Consider the following 14,676-nt stretch of genomic DNA (forward strand, 5'->3'; position numbering starts at 1 on the left):
CCCCTGGAGGATGCATTGACCTCGGTCAACCTCGGAATGCCTGCCGCACCGCCACCTACCCTCGCCCCTCGGCGGAAGACCCGCCAGATCAAGGTTGGGTCCGTGGGGGTCGGATCCGACTCACCCATCAGCGTCCAGTCGATGACCACCACCCCGACCACCGACATCAACGCAACGCTCCAGCAGATCGCTGAGCTCACGGCGTCGGGCTGTGACATTGTCCGTGTTGCCTGTCCTTCAGCAGACGACGCCGAAGCGCTGCCTATCATCGCGAGGAAGTCGCAGATCCCGGTTATCGCGGACATCCACTTCCAGCCGAAGTACGTCTTCGCCGCCATCGACGCCGGCTGCGCCGCAGTTCGCGTGAACCCCGGCAATATCCGCAAGTTCGATGATCAGGTGAAGGAAATTGCTGCCGCCGCGAAGGCTGCCGGCACGTCGATCCGGATCGGCGTCAACGCCGGTTCACTGGACCCCCGCCTGATGGAAAAGTACGGCAAGGCCACTCCGGAGGCGCTGGTTGAATCCGCTGTGTGGGAAGCATCGCTGTTCGAGGAACACGACTTCCACGATTTCAAGATCTCGGTCAAGCACAACGATCCCGTGGTGATGGTCCGCGCCTACGAGCTCCTCGCCGAACGTGGGGACTGGCCTCTGCACCTCGGTGTAACCGAAGCCGGACCGGCCTTCCAAGGGACCATCAAGTCCGCCACAGCCTTCGGTGCGTTGCTGTCCAAGGGGATCGGTGACACCATCCGCGTCTCCCTCTCCGCCCCGCCGGTCGAGGAAATCAAGGTGGGCAATCAGATCCTGCAGTCGCTCAACCTGCGTCCGCGGAAGCTCGAGATCGTTTCCTGCCCGTCCTGCGGAAGGGCGCAGGTGGATGTCTATACCCTGGCTGAAGAGGTGACTGCCGGGCTTGAGGGCATGGAAGTGCCCCTGCGCGTCGCGGTGATGGGCTGCGTGGTGAACGGTCCCGGCGAGGCACGGGAGGCGGACCTCGGTGTGGCTTCCGGAAACGGCAAGGGGCAGATTTTCGTCAAGGGAGAGGTCATCAAGACTGTTCCTGAGGACCAGATTGTTGAGACACTCATTGAAGAAGCAATGAGGATTGCCGAGGAGATAGGCGTTGCCGATGGCGAATCTGCTGGGTCGGGTGGCCCCGTGGTTACCGTCCGGTAAGGAGCCACCGCGCGAAGCCGAGTTCCGGACGCTTGGCAGGAAAGACACGCCACAGCTGTGGCGGCTGGTGAATTCAGACAGCACGGCCAACGTGTTCATGGCCTCGCACCTGGAAATAGCGGGATCAGCCGCGCCGTCGTCGTCGGGTGGAGAAGTGATCGGCACTTTCCGCGGCTCGCGCCTGGTTTCCGCGTGCTGGACCGGTGTCAACGTTGTCCCGGTTGGCATGGCGGACGACGACGGCGCGTTGCTCGGATCGCAGCTTGGAATGAGCGGCCGCCGTTTCTCGTCCATTTTCGGTCCGGCCTCGTCCGTGATGTCGATCTGGTCCACGTTGAAGCCCTTCAGTCCTGAACCGTTCGACGTGCGTGCCGAGCAGCCGTTGCTTGAGATCCGCCAACCCTCAGCCATTCCGCCCAATCAGTCCTTGCGTTTCACCCGCCCGCACGAGCTTGAGAAAATTCTTCCCGCGTGCGCCGCGATGTTCGAGGAAGAGGTGGGCTACTCGCCCTATGTAGGCGGGGAGGAGCACTACCGCAGGCGCGTGGCCGGCCTGATCCGCAGGCAGCACTCGCTGGTCGATTTCGACGACGACGGCCAGGTCATCTTCAAGGCTGAGCTCGGCACGGTGTCGGCCCGTGCCGTCCAGATCCAGGGCGTCTGGATGAACCCCGCCTACAGGGGGAAGGGCCTGAGCGCCGGCTACATGTCCGCGGTTGTCGGCGAATCCCTCAAACTCGCTCCTGTCGCAAGCCTCTACGTGAATTCTTTCAACACCCGTGCGCTGGCCCTCTATAAGACGGTAGGGTTCACCCGCACCGGGGAGTTCGCCACGGTACTGTTCTAGCAATGCTCCCTCGCAAGTCTCAGCTGAAAGGCCCGTCATGAAAAAAGCGACCCTGTACGCAGGCGGCACAGCAGTTCTACTTGCCTTGTCTTTCGGTGTGAGCGCCTGTTCGGGGGATCCGGCAGCGGAGGAGCCGTCGTCGTCGGCTGTATCCACCAACCCGAGTGAAGCACTGTCCGAAGCACCGTCCGAAGCGCCGTCCGACGAGCCGTCGGGTGAACCGACTGAGGCTGACTCCACCGAACCGGCATCGACTGGCACGCAGTACACCGCAGATGAACTTGAGGCAGTGCTGACCGCAATCAACGAGGCAGAGGCGCTGAATGCGCAGGTTATTCCTGACGCGGAGCTTCGCCCGCTGCTTGAGGGCAGCGCCGCGGAAGGACTCGAAGACATCGTGGTCACTCCCGAAGAATGCAACGTCTTCGCCGAGTCCGACCTCCCGGAGCTGACCGCGGAAGCGAATCTTGCGGTCATGACGTTCGCGGGGGAGTCCTCGCTACAGCCGGACACGTTGAGCCTCTCGAGCGTGCCCTCCGAGGAAACCATCGCCGAGCAGCTTGCTGCCAGCCGCACCCAACTTGAGCAGTGCTCGGAATTTGAGATGGAAATTTCGGGCCAGGTGGTCACGGCAGCCGTTCAGGAGCTCGAAACGGAAACCGACGCGGAGGAAGAAGTAGCCGTCCAGACCACCGTCCAGGTGCCCGGAAGCGTCCAGGAATCGGTGACGGTCACAGGCTTCGTCGGCAGCACCAGCATCAACGTGCTCGTTGGAAGCTCCGGAGACCCGCAGGCGGATGTGGAACGCGCTGCCGGGTTGATCAATCTGGCCGTCGCGGAGCTCGCAAAACTGTAGCGGGGCCGGTGTCACCGGTTAGCTTCCGGACCGGTTAGATTGGTAGGTGTTGTTTGCCGCCGCCGGTCAACGGATCGGCGGGGGATAGTGCCAAAGAAACGGATTCCAAGCGTGGTCCTTCGACTCTCCACCCTCTTCCTGCGCACCCTGCGCGAAGATCCTGCCGACGCTGAAGTCGCCAGTCACCGGCTGCTGTTGCGCGCAGGCTATATTCGCCGGGCAGCCCCGGGCATCTACAGTTGGCTGCCGGTGGGCCTTAAGGTCCTCGCGAAAGTGGAGAACATCATCCGCGAGGAGATGGATTCCATTGGTGCCCAGGAGGTCCACTTCCCCGCGTTGCTGCCCAAGGAACCCTATGAGGCCACGAACCGGTGGACGGAGTACGGAGACGGCATCTTCCGGTTGAAGGACCGCAAGGACGCGGACTACCTGCTGGCGCCCACGCACGAGGAAATGTTCACGCTCCTGGTCAAGGACCTGTACAACTCGTACAAGGACCTTCCACTGAACCTCTACCAGATCCAGACCAAGTACCGGGACGAGGCGCGCCCCCGGGCGGGACTCCTGCGCGGGCGTGAATTCATCATGAAGGATTCGTACTCCTTCGACATCGACGATGAAGGTCTGGACCGCAGCTACCAGCTGCACCGGGCGGCCTACCTCCGGATCTTCGAACGCCTGGGCCTCGAAGTTATACCTGTTGCCGCAACGGCCGGTGCTATGGGTGGTTCCAAGAGCGAGGAGTTCCTCCACCCGACGGAGATCGGTGAGGATACGTTCGTCGTGTCCGACGGCGGCTATGCAGCCAACGTCGAGGCCGTCAGTACCGTCGTGCCTGACGATATCGATTACTCGGACGCTCCTGGCGCCGAGGTGCGGGACACTCCTGACACTCCAACCATCGAGACCCTCGTAGCGCACGCCAACGCGGCCCTTCCGCGTGAAGACCGCGAATGGACGGCTGCCGACACCCTGAAGAACGTTGTCCTCGCCGCCGTCCTTCCCACGGGTGAGCGTGAACTTGTGGTCATCGGCGTGCCCGGAGACCGCAACGTTGACCTGAAGCGCATCGAGGCCAATATCGGCGCGCACCTCTCAGTGGGCGGCGAGGTCACCGTCGAGGCAGCTACGGATGAAGACCTGAAGAAGCACCCCGGGCTCGTCAAAGGCTACATTGGGCCCGGCCTGAGCCTCGATGCTGCAGTCCTCGGATCGAAGGGCTCAACCGGCCTCACCTACCTGGTGGATCCCCGCATCGTATCCGGAACCGTTTGGGCGACCGGCGCCAACGTCCGCGGCAAGCACGTCTTCGGGCTGGTGGCGAGCCGAGACTTCTGCTGGGACGGCGTGATCGAATCCGTCGAAGTGAAGGAGGGCGACCCCGCTCCTGACGGCTCCGGGTCCCTCCGCACTCAACGGGGGATCGAGATGGGTCACATCTTCCAGCTTGGACGCAAATACGCGGAGGCGCTGCATCTGAAGGTGCTGGACCAGAACGGCAAACTCACCACGGTGACCATGGGCTCCTACGGAGTCGGCGTGACCCGGGCGGTGGCCGCGCTCGTTGAATCCAACCGGGACGAGAAGGGTATTGTCTGGCCGCGGAACGTCTCGCCGGCGGATGTTCACCTGGTGGCCACGGGTAAGGGCGAGGAGGTCTTCGCTGCCGCGGAGCAGCTCGCGAAGGAACTCGATGCCCACGGTATCGGCGTGATGTATGACGACCGTCCCAAGGTGTCGCCCGGAGTGAAGTTCGGCGACGCGGAACTGATCGGTATTCCCACTATCGTCGTTGTTGGCCGCGGACTGGCAGAGGGTGTTGTCGAAGTGAAGGACCGCGCGTCCGGGACGAGCGAGAACGTGGTGGTTGCCGAGGTCGTCGATCACCTCCGTGCGTTGATCAGCGGCTAAGGGCTCGCGTTGGTTTCAGGGCTGGAGGAGATCCAGCTCGCAACAATTGTGCTTGTCATTGTTGCCGGTTTCGCTGCGGGCTGGGTGGATGCGGTGGTCGGCGGTGGCGGACTCATCCAGCTCCCTGCGCTCCTCATGGTTCCCGGTATCACGCCGGTGCAGGCGCTTGCCACCAACAAGATGGGGTCCATCTTCGGTACGACCACGAGTGCCGTCACCTACTTTCGGCGCGCCAGGCCGGATCTGAAAACAGCAGTTCCCATGGCGGTGATTGCACTGGCCGGAAGCTTCGGCGGAGCAATCCTTGCCTCGTCACTGCCGGCCTCTGTGTTCAGGCCCGTCATCCTTGTGGCACTGATAGCCGTCGCGATCTTTACAGCGTTCCGTCCGACGATCGGCACCCTGACAAAGCTCCGGTACACCGGCCACCGACACTACGGCACAGCAGGCGCTATCGGGCTGGTAATCGGCTTCTATGACGGGCTGCTCGGACCGGGCACGGGGTCCTTTCTCATCATCGCAATGGTGACCCTGCTCGGTTACAGCTTTCTTGGGGCCAGCGCGAAAGCGAAGATCGTGAACATGGCCACCAATCTCGGGGCTCTGGCGTTCTTCGTGCCGAATGGCTCCCTGTTGTGGGGGCTTGGGCTGCTGCTCGGCGGCGCCAACATGGCGGGCGGCTATCTGGGTTCGAGAATGGCGATCACGAGGGGCAGCACCTTCATCCGGGTTGTCTTCCTGGTGGTGGTCGCGGTGCTGATCGTGAAGCTCGGCCATGACGTATGGGTGGAAAGTATCCGCTGACCGGCAAACCGCATCAGGGGTTGGCCAGACGGTGCGCCGGAGGCAGGTTTGACAGCGGTTTGCGCAGCAGGTTGCTGGCGACCCAGAGGGAGCAATCGGCGTCGTCATACAAACCGTCGCGCAGATAACCCAGCGCGTTGTCCACCTCCCGCACCACGGACCAGTCCCGGCCAAGCATGGGGTCAAGTCCAGCGGCCAGTGCGAGGTCGGTGCAACGGTCCCTCAGGTGTGCGGCGGGATCGGTTGCCTGAAGATCGTGAACACGGTTCCACAGCATCGGCGCCACCGCGAATTCGGCGTCGCCCAGCACCGGCTTTGGGTCGATGGCGAGGAACTGCCGGGGATGCTCGAGCACGGGGAGGATGTTGAAGTAGTGCAGGTCGGAGTGAACAAGGACATCGCAGCTGCTTCGCCGTCCAACAGCGCCGTGTACCTGGCATACCTCCAGCGCGTATTCGAGCAGCCAGCGGTCGAAGGGACGGCCGAGGGCCTCCCACTCAGCCGGCAGGGTGTCCGTCCACTGTTCGGCCAGGTCCGCCACCGATGGGATGTCCCGCCACCGCTGGTCGACGGATTGCAGCGGGGACGGTGCAATGGACAGCCTGCGCATGATTGATCCCCAGACCTCTGCGGTGTCCTCGAGCGCCAGGTTCGCGAGGGATGAATCACCGTCGAGGCGTTCCAGGAGCAGGACGTAGTCTTCGCGGGAACTGTCCAGGAGTTCGACGGCGCCCCGGCCGTCCCACAGTGCCAGCGCGTCCGGTTCAGGAAGGGCCTCCGCGTGCGGGACCGTGATTTTCAGAACCGCGGGACGCCCATCGGCGCACACGACTGGAAGCACAATGGCGCCGTGGCCGGTCCAGGGTTCTGTGCCCGGCTCGAGATCGAGTACGAGTTCCCACTCATCCAGGTAGCGGGCAGCGAGTGCGGGCCAGCCATCAAGCCACGCCCTGCCGCTCGGCAGGTTCAGCGCGTTCCGCACAAGCGACCGCGGTAGCTCGATGTCCAGTGCACCCACCTTCTAAGCCTAACCGTTGGCAACGGCGGGCAAGGGATTCAAGGGCGGCGGCGATGAGGTGCCTCTGCGCTAGTCTGCGTCTGCGACGACTTCCGGCCGCTTCGGGTGGAGACTCGGATGGATCCCCGGAAACTTCCCGAGCCCGGCGGCGCCTTCAGCGGCGCCGGCGGAACGCTGCGCCGTTTCCGTCAGCCGGGTGAGTGCCCAGTCGCGGGCAGCGCCGGGCGCGCTGACTCCCACCAGGTCCGCGTAAGTTCCAACGAGCGCTAGCTCCAGGTTCTGCAGGGCGGCGTCAGGGTCAGCGAGGAATGTGCGGTCCAGGGCGTAGGCACCGGCAGGGAGTGGCTCAGCTACGCAGCGGTCAGCCAGGATCGCGGAGCCGACTGCAGCCGCGGACTCGTGCCCTGCCACTCCGGACAGATAGGGCTGCGGCTCAGCCGACCGCGCGGCAACGACCTGGTACGCGTAGGCAGTGCGGTGCTCAGCCAGGACCGCCGAACGCGTACCGTTCAGGTCCGCATCGGCTTCGAACGTCGCGTCCTGTGCGCACGACGGGGCGTCGTCGTCGTACTCCACGTCCGCCACCGGCGCCGGTGGAACTTCCACGTCCAGACCCTTGGCGAGACTGCGTGCTTGCAGCCACTGCGAAGTACCCACCGACGCCAGCAATCGCGCGGCGCCGGCCTCCACCGTGGCCGCGGCGTCGAAAGCGGCCGTGAAGGAAGCCGTCAGGTCAGCCAGGAATTCGGGCGCGGTCTTCGGCTCAGCGACGGCTGACGGGGATCCGGCAGCCGGTTCCGTAATCGGGGAAGCATCCGGCGAGCGGGTCGGATAGGCGGATGCGGCCGGTCGCAGCGCCGCAGCGTGCAGTTCGAGAAGCTCGGCGAGCATGGAGTAGGACTCAGCCTCGTCGCCGGTGGCGGACCCCGCGATGGATCGGGCAGCCGCAGCAAGATCGTCTGCTGATGTCGCACTGTTCGCGAGCGCCTGTTGGCTGGCGCTCAGCTGCGGCCCCGGAGACTCCCGGCCGATGACCAGCCCGATGCCGGCGACCAGCACCAGCACCAGGATCAGAAGCACACCACGCAACATCCGGCGTAGTGCTCCGCCACCACCGTTACCGGGGGTCTCGGAGCGGGCAGCGGCCGCCGCGGAAGGCTTCACAACCGATCATCATGCCATGGCTCGAAGCCTCGCGTGCGCCCATTCACCTCCACTGACATAAAGTCGTTAGGGTAGTAGCTACAAGATCATCGAGCGGGAGGCGGCAGTGGGTAAGCAAACCACACCAGCAGCAAATCGCCGGAGTACGCCTCCTGCACACGTAAATCCCGCAGCAGAGGCAGCAAGACTACGCGAGTTCCTGCGGCCGGTAGTGCAGAAGCACAGTCTCCTATTGGAGGATGTTGAAGTCCGGATAGCAGGCAGCCACCGCACCGTCAACGTGATCGTCGACGTAACGGAGGAGCAGGAGGGCGGGGTGAGCCTCGAGATCATCTCGGAAGTCTCCCAGAGCCTGTCCGAGGCCATGGACGCGGATCCGCAGGACGACGGACGTCCGTACAATCTAGAAGTTTCCTCACCCGGTGTCTCGCGGCCGCTGACCGAACCGCGCCACTGGCGGCGCAACGTCGGCAGACTGGTTTCGGTCGAGCTTGTCGACGGCGATGAGCTTGTTGGTCGCCTGATCGACGCGCGGGACACACTTGTGGTAGTTCGCCCGCAACTTCCGGTCAAGAAGGGCATGAAACCGAAGGTGGGGCAGGAGCAGGAATTGGCCTATGACAGGATCCGCAAGGGCACCGTCCAGGTCGAGTTCACCCACGCTGAAGCTGAGGAACCCGGCGGCGAAGATGTCTGAGTTTCACGAGAATCGCTGGCCAAGGAGGCCCCAATGGACATAGATATGAGTGCTCTGCGGCTATTGGAGCGGGAGCGCGAGATTCCGCTCGACCTGCTCATTCCGACCATCGAGCAGGCGCTGCTGGTTGCCTACCACAAGACCACCGGAGCCCATGAAATCGCCAGGGCTGAGCTGGACCGCAAGAGCGGGCATGTGACCATCTGGGCAACCGAAATCGACGACGACGGCGTGGCCGTCGGGGAGTACGACGACACGCCTTCCGGCTTCGGCCGGATCGCGGCGAGCACGGCCCGGCAGATCATCCTTCAGCGTCTGCGGGATGCCGAGGATGACAACATCCTCGGTGAGTTCCGCGGGAAGGAAGGCGAGCTTGTTGCCGGACTGATCCAGCAAGGCAACAACCCGCACATGATCCAGGTCAACCTCGGCTCCGTGGAGGCCCTGCTGCCGCCACCGGAACAGGTTCCCGGGGAGAAGTACCTGCACGGCACCCGCCTCCGGGCGTTCGTGGTGGACGTACACCGCGGCATGAAGGGGCCATCCATCACGCTTTCGCGCTCCCATCCGGGGCTGGTCCGCAAACTCTTCGAGTTGGAGGTGCCTGAGATCGCTGACAAGACAGTGGAGATTGTTGCCCTTGCTCGTGAAGCAGGACACCGAACCAAGATCGCTGTCAAGGCGCATGTTTCCGGTGTCAACGCGAAGGGCGCCTGCATCGGCGAGATGGGTTCGCGTGTGCGCGCAGTGATGAACGAGTTGAATGACGAGAAGATCGACATCGTGGACTACAGCGATGATCCGGCTGCCTTCATTGCGAGTTCACTTTCGCCGTCGCGGGTCACATCAGTGACAATCACAGACGAGAACACGCGCAGCGCCCGCGTGGTGGTGCCGGACTATCAGCTGTCGCTCGCAATCGGCAAGGAAGGCCAGAACGCCCGCCTGGCCGCTAAACTTACGGGCTGGCGGATCGATATTGTGTCCGACGCCGCGCAGTCCTGAGGTTCCAACAAGTTCCCGACAAAGAGCTGAATGCGCCATATCGGGTGCCGAGGCGCTAGAATAGATAGGGCTTATGTCATTGCGCCACCAACCGGTACGAACCTGCATTGGTTGCCGTTCGCGTGATGACCAGGCCAGTCTGGTCCGGTGGGTGGTTATCGATCATGGCGGCGTCAGCGTCGCCGAGGTGGATTGCCGCCGTCGGCTAGTGGGCCGGGGTGCCTGGTTGCATTCCCGACCGTCCTGTGTGGAGTTAGCGCTCAAACGCAAAGCGTTCAACCGTGCCTTCCGGGGCGCCGCTGACACGCGTAGCGTTGAGCAGTGGCTCCACACACTCCAGTCAGCCTCCTGATGGCGGCTGACTGCAAGAACACCGTCCTCCCTGAAAGCGGGTCAGAAAACTGATGGAAACCCGATGAGTACCCAGCGATGAGTGCCCAACGATGAACAATCTGTTGAGCTCTGCATTCGGCGCGTCAACTGCTTGGGCAGTTGGGGTGTGCAGTAGGAATTAGACGGTTCGCTCCTGACTCGGTGCGGACCGAGACAGGAGAAATGTGGCCAAGGTCCGCGTACACGAGCTTGCAAAAGAGCTCGGCATTACCTCAAAGGATGCAGTAGCCAAGCTGCAGGAACTGGGCGAATTCGTCCGGTCAGCATCCTCAACTATCGAAGCGCCCGTCGTGAAGAAACTTCGCGGCGCATTCCGCGATGCCCAGGAAGCCAAATCGACGGCTCCCGCCAAGGCACCGCAGCCAGCCCCCAAGGCTGCTGCGCCGAAGCCCGCTGCGGCTCCGGTTGCCAATGACCTACCTGCCGAATCAAAGGCTCCCGCCGCTCCCGCCGAGCAGGCGCCGGCAGCCCCGGCATTCAAGACTCCAGAAGCCCCGAAGGCAGAGTCGGGATCAGGGCAGCCAGAGGGCGGCACCTCCGAAACCAAGCCCGCTCCCAAGCCTGCCGCAGCGCGTCCGGCGCCGGCCCGTCCGGGAGCGGACCGCACCGGTGCCCCGCGTCCTGGCAATAACCCTTTTGCCACCTCGCAGGGAATGCCCCGCGGCGGACGTGGCGACGGCGATCGCTCCGGCGGTCCCCGTCCCGGCAATAATCCGTTTGCCACCTCGCAGGGAATGCCCCGTCCCGGCGGTCGTCGCGATGACGAGCGCGGAGGCCAGCGCCCCGCGGCCGGTGCGGGCGGACCCCGTCCCGCGGCAGGTGCTGGCGGCCCTCGTCCCGGAGCACCCCGACCGGGTGCCCCGCGTCCGGGCGCTCCGCGTCCCGGTGGTGCACGTCCAACGCCGGGCATGATGCCGAACCGGACTGAACGTCCTGCGGCGCCCGGCCGCGGTGGCGCTCCCGGTGGCGCTCCTCGTCGTGGTCCCGGTGGCGGACCGGGCGGCGGTGGAGGCGCCCCTGTCGGCGGTGGCTTCGGCAAGGGCGGCCGCGGTCGCGGCGGAACAGCCGGAGCTTTCGGCAAGGGAGGCGCAGGCCGCGGCAAGCAGCGCAAGTCGAAGCGGGCGAAGCGGCAAGAGCTCGAGCAGATGTCGGCCCCATCGCTGGGCGGCGTCAGCGTACCTCGCGGCGACGGCAGCACCGTTATCCGCCTGCGTCGCGGCTCCTCGATTACCGAATTTGCCGAGAAGATTGATGCAAACCCGGCGGCACTGGTCACGGTGCTGTTCCACCTCGGTGAGATGGCTACGGCCACGCAGTCGCTGGACGAAGGCACTTTCGAGGTCCTCGGCGCGGAACTGGGTTACAAGATTCAGGTTGTATCGCCGGAGGACGAGGAGCGCGAGCTGCTCGAGAATTTCGACATCGACCTGGACGCTGAACTCGACGCCGAAGGTGATGCACAGCTCGAGGCGCGCCCGCCGGTAGTTACTGTCATGGGCCACGTCGATCACGGTAAGACCCGGCTGCTGGATGCAATCCGCAAGTCGAACGTCGTTGCCGGCGAACACGGCGGAATCACCCAGCACATCGGTGCGTACCAGATCGACCATGAGCATGAGGGCGACAATCGTCCGATCACGTTCATCGATACCCCGGGCCACGAGGCGTTCACCGCCATGCGTGCCCGTGGTGCGAAGGTTACCGACATCGCCGTACTGGTGGTCGCCGCAGATGACGGCGTCATGCCACAGACTGTTGAGGCCCTGAACCATGCGCAGGCAGCAAATGTGCCGATCGTGGTTGCGGTCAACAAGATCGACAAGGAAGGCGCCAACCCCGACAAGGTGAAGGGCCAGCTCACCGAGTACGGCCTGGTACCCGAAGAGTACGGCGGCGAGACAATGTTCGTGCATGTCTCAGCGCTCAAGGGTGACGGGATTGACGAGTTGCTCGAGGCAGTACTGCTTACTGCGGATGCTGCGCTCGATATGCGCGCCAACCCGAACAAGGACGCACGCGGCATTGCGATCGAAGCGAACCTGGACAAGGGCCGCGGTGCGGTTGCCACCGTGCTGGTCCAGTCCGGAACGCTGAACGTTGGCGACACGATCGTTGCGGGTGTCGCTCACGGCCGCGTCCGCGCGATGTTCAACGAGGACGGCGACAACGTCAGCGAGGCAGGCCCGTCACGTCCGGTGCAGGTGCTGGGTCTCTCGACGGTCCCGCGAGCGGGCGACACGTTCCTCGTCACCCCCGATGAGCGCACAGGCCGCCAGATCGCTGAAAAGCGTGAGGCTGCGGACCGTAATGCCGCGCTGGCCAAGCGCCGCAAGCGCGTCAGCCTCGAGGACTTCGACCAGGCCGTTGCGGAGGGCAAGGTCGACACCCTCAACCTCATCCTCAAGGGCGATGTTTCGGGTGCTGTCGAAGCACTCGAGGACTCGCTGCTCAAGATCGATGTGGGCGAAGGAGTCGCCCTGCGCGTCATCCACCGCGGTGTCGGTGCCATCACGCAGAACGACGTCAACCTCGCAACGGTCGACAACGCGATCATCATCGGGTTCAACGTCCGGCCGGCCGAGCGGGTGGCTGAACTCGCCGACCGCGAGGGCGTGGACCTGCGCTTCTACACCGTCATCTACGCTGCAATCGATGACATTGAGCTTGCACTCAAGGGCATGCTCAAGCCCGAGTTCGAGGAAGCGCAGCTCGGTACTGCGGAGATCCGGGAAGTCTTCCGGTCCTCCAAGTTCGGCAACATTGCGGGCTCGATCGTCCGTTCCGGCGTGATCCGCAGGAACTCCAAGGCACGTCTGATCCGCGACGGCGTTGTGGTTGGCGACAACCTCACCGTTGAGTCGCTGCGACGCTTCAAGGACGACGCCACCGAAGTCCGGACGGACTTCGAGTGTGGTATCGGCCTCGGGTCCTTCAACGATGTCAAGGAAGGCGACATCGTGGAGACCTACGAGATGCGCGAAAAGCCGCGGGTCTAGGTTCGCCGGAGGCGGGGCCGCTTGTCCAGCGGCTCCGCCCTTCCACCCACGACGACGACGGCGGCACGCGCCGTCGTCGTTCTACTCTCCAAACTCTTGGGGACACTCTTGGACAGTTCGACACAGCTAAGGAGAAGTCATGGCAGACGCTGCACGCGCGGCGCGGTTGGCCCAGCGCATCAAGGTGATTGTTGCCGAGGCGCTTCGTCGGCGGGTGAAAGACCCGCGGCTTGAGGCCGTGACCGTCACGGATGCACGGGTGACCAACGACCTGCAGCACGCCACGATCTACTACACGGTCCTCGGCGAAGCCGAGGAGCAGGCGGCGGTTCATAAGGCGCTCGAATCGGCGAGGGGTGTCCTGCGGTCGGAGGTCGGCCGGAACATCACTGCAAGGCTCACGCCCACCCTTGAATTCGTGCCGGACGAGATCCCCGTGAACGCGAGCCACCTCGAGGAACTGCTGCGTACAGCCAAGGAACGCGATGCGGAAGTAGCCGAATTGGCGCGAAAAGCCGCCTTCGCTGGCGAAGCCGATCCGTATCGCAAGCCCGGCGACGACGACGAAAGTGACGATCCCCGCTAGCGAAGGAAGATCGGCGCGGTCCTCGGCCGGCTAACTCAGGAACGGCGCGGAAGCCTGCTCACACCAGTGAGCAGGCTTTCTGTTTCAGTGCATAGGGCAAGGCGTATCCAACCCTCGCCATTTGATCCGAACGCTGTGCCGGGCGCGACTGCGACGCCTTCTTCGGCGAGGAATGTATGCACCCACGAACGCACGTCGCCGCCCGTCGCGTGTGACAGGTCGGCCCACAGGTAGAACGCGCCCTGCGCATCGAGGAACTCAATGTTGAGGGCTCTGAGCGCCGCTGTCGCGGCATCACGATTAGACCGATAGTGGGCGGCGGCCGTCTCGATGTAGTCCTCTGGTCCGGTGAGTGCAGCGACCGCAGCGTATTGGGGTGATGCCCCCACACACGAGACGATTGATTCCATGACGGCGTTGAACTGGGGTCCCAGTCCGTCAGGCAGAATCAGGGCACCGATCCGAAGGCCCGTCAGCCCGTATGTCTTCGACAGGGTCAGGGAGGTGATTACACGCGTGCTCGATTCATCGAAGCGAGCGGGGCTCACGTGCGGGACGTCGTAGGTGAACGCTTCATAGCATTCGTCCGAGAGGATCCACAGATCGTGGCGTTCGGCGAAAGCAACGAGGTCCCGGGTCAGGCTCTCGCTGAAGACCGCACCGAGCGGATTCGACGGCGAGTTCAGGACGAGCACGCGGGTGCGATCGCTGACGAGTTCTTCGAGATCGCGGACCTGTGGCTGGAACCCGTTACCGGGCCGCAGGGGATAGTCCACCGGTACGCCATGCACCAGCCGTGCCGTCATCCCGAAGGTGGGGTAGCCGGGATTGGGGATGAGGACCTCGTCGCCGGCGCCCAGCAGCATGCTCATCGCGAGGTGAAGCCCTTGTTGCGCGCCGGCCGTTACATAGACCCGGGACGCATCGAGTTCGATGCCGTTGCGGTCGCCGAACCGGGCTGCGAATGCGCTGCGGAGGGGAGTGAGGCCCTCGTTAGGCGTGTAGTTGGTTTCGTCGCGGTCCAGTGCAGCGATCCCGGCATCGAGTATGTGCCGCGGGACGGGAAAGGCGGGCTCTCCGATGCTGAGCACTATGGCGTCCGGGCGCGTCCACGCCGCTTGGGTAATCTCCCGGATCTGGTTGGCCGGCACTTGTTTCACATGGGCTGCGATGGAGGGCATAGGGGCATCGTATCGCCGAGCCGGTTTCGCGGGGTG

At 64.1% G+C, this 14,676-nt stretch carries 13 protein-coding genes; 10 read left to right on the forward strand and 3 right to left on the reverse strand.

All coding sequences use genetic code 11. The annotated features are described in order from the left end of the window. Positions 1-15: 15 nt before the first annotated feature. The 5 genes from ispG to BJ994_RS05035 all read left to right on the forward strand — a co-directional run bounded on the left by ispG (position 16) and on the right by BJ994_RS05035 (position 5,600). A complete protein-coding gene (ispG, locus tag BJ994_RS05015; RefSeq protein WP_167992135.1) occupies positions 16-1,182 on the forward strand; it encodes a flavodoxin-dependent (E)-4-hydroxy-3-methylbut-2-enyl-diphosphate synthase in 1,167 nt (388 codons plus the stop codon). After that, positions 1,136-2,029 carry a GNAT family N-acetyltransferase gene (locus BJ994_RS05020; RefSeq protein ID WP_209066619.1) on the forward strand — a complete coding sequence of 298 codons (894 nt, stop codon included), beginning with the start codon at positions 1,136-1,138 and terminating at the stop codon, positions 2,027-2,029. Before ispG ends, BJ994_RS05020 begins: the two co-directional genes overlap by 47 nt. A gap of 37 nt (positions 2,030-2,066) precedes the next feature. Next, entirely contained in the window at positions 2,067-2,885 is an 819-nt protein-coding gene (locus BJ994_RS05025; RefSeq protein ID WP_167992137.1) for a hypothetical protein, read from the forward strand. A 111-nt stretch (positions 2,886-2,996) separates the two neighbouring features. After that, a complete protein-coding gene (locus tag BJ994_RS05030) occupies positions 2,997-4,796 on the forward strand; it encodes a proline--tRNA ligase (protein WP_167992139.1) in 1,800 nt (599 codons plus the stop codon). A 9-nt stretch (positions 4,797-4,805) separates the two neighbouring features. Beyond that, a complete protein-coding gene (locus tag BJ994_RS05035; protein ID WP_167992141.1) occupies positions 4,806-5,600 on the forward strand; it encodes a sulfite exporter TauE/SafE family protein in 795 nt (264 codons plus the stop codon). 13 nt (positions 5,601-5,613) lie between these two features. Here the strand turns inward: BJ994_RS05035 and BJ994_RS05040 are convergent, their stop codons facing one another. Together BJ994_RS05040 and BJ994_RS05045 are read right to left on the reverse strand one after the other, a co-directional pair. Beyond that, on the reverse strand, positions 5,614-6,618 hold the full coding sequence (locus BJ994_RS05040) for an aminoglycoside phosphotransferase family protein (RefSeq protein WP_342450289.1): 1,005 nt from the start codon (positions 6,616-6,618) through the stop codon (positions 5,614-5,616). A gap of 69 nt (positions 6,619-6,687) precedes the next feature. Further along, on the reverse strand, positions 6,688-7,782 hold the full coding sequence (locus tag BJ994_RS05045; protein WP_167992143.1) for a DUF4439 domain-containing protein: 1,095 nt from the start codon (positions 7,780-7,782) through the stop codon (positions 6,688-6,690). A 106-nt stretch (positions 7,783-7,888) separates the two neighbouring features. Between BJ994_RS05045 and BJ994_RS05050 the strand changes: the two genes are divergently transcribed. The 5 genes from BJ994_RS05050 to rbfA all read left to right on the forward strand — a co-directional run bounded on the left by BJ994_RS05050 (position 7,889) and on the right by rbfA (position 13,459). Continuing rightward, positions 7,889-8,479, forward strand: a complete 591-nt coding sequence (locus tag BJ994_RS05050) for a ribosome maturation factor RimP (RefSeq protein ID WP_167992146.1) — start codon at positions 7,889-7,891, stop codon at positions 8,477-8,479. Between the two features lie 33 nt (positions 8,480-8,512). Beyond that, on the forward strand, positions 8,513-9,484 hold the full coding sequence (gene nusA / locus BJ994_RS05055; RefSeq protein ID WP_167992147.1) for a transcription termination factor NusA: 972 nt from the start codon (positions 8,513-8,515) through the stop codon (positions 9,482-9,484). A 73-nt stretch (positions 9,485-9,557) separates the two neighbouring features. Further along, positions 9,558-9,836, forward strand: coding sequence for a YlxR family protein (locus BJ994_RS05060; RefSeq protein WP_167992149.1), 279 nt, complete (start codon positions 9,558-9,560; stop codon positions 9,834-9,836). A gap of 205 nt (positions 9,837-10,041) precedes the next feature. Continuing rightward, positions 10,042-12,873: a translation initiation factor IF-2 gene (infB, locus tag BJ994_RS05065; RefSeq protein WP_167992151.1), complete on the forward strand. Its 2,832-nt coding sequence runs from the start codon at positions 10,042-10,044 to the stop codon at positions 12,871-12,873. Between the two features lie 139 nt (positions 12,874-13,012). Further along, positions 13,013-13,459, forward strand: coding sequence for a 30S ribosome-binding factor RbfA (gene rbfA / locus BJ994_RS05070; RefSeq protein WP_167992153.1), 447 nt, complete (start codon positions 13,013-13,015; stop codon positions 13,457-13,459). 35 nt (positions 13,460-13,494) lie between these two features. Here rbfA and BJ994_RS05075 read toward each other — a convergent pair whose 3' ends face one another. Next, a complete protein-coding gene (locus tag BJ994_RS05075; RefSeq protein ID WP_167992155.1) occupies positions 13,495-14,640 on the reverse strand; it encodes a pyridoxal phosphate-dependent aminotransferase in 1,146 nt (381 codons plus the stop codon). Positions 14,641-14,676 lie beyond the last annotated feature (36 nt).

Source organism: Arthrobacter pigmenti, from assembly GCF_011927905.1.
Lineage (GTDB): Bacteria > Actinomycetota > Actinomycetes > Actinomycetales > Micrococcaceae > Arthrobacter_D > Arthrobacter_D pigmenti.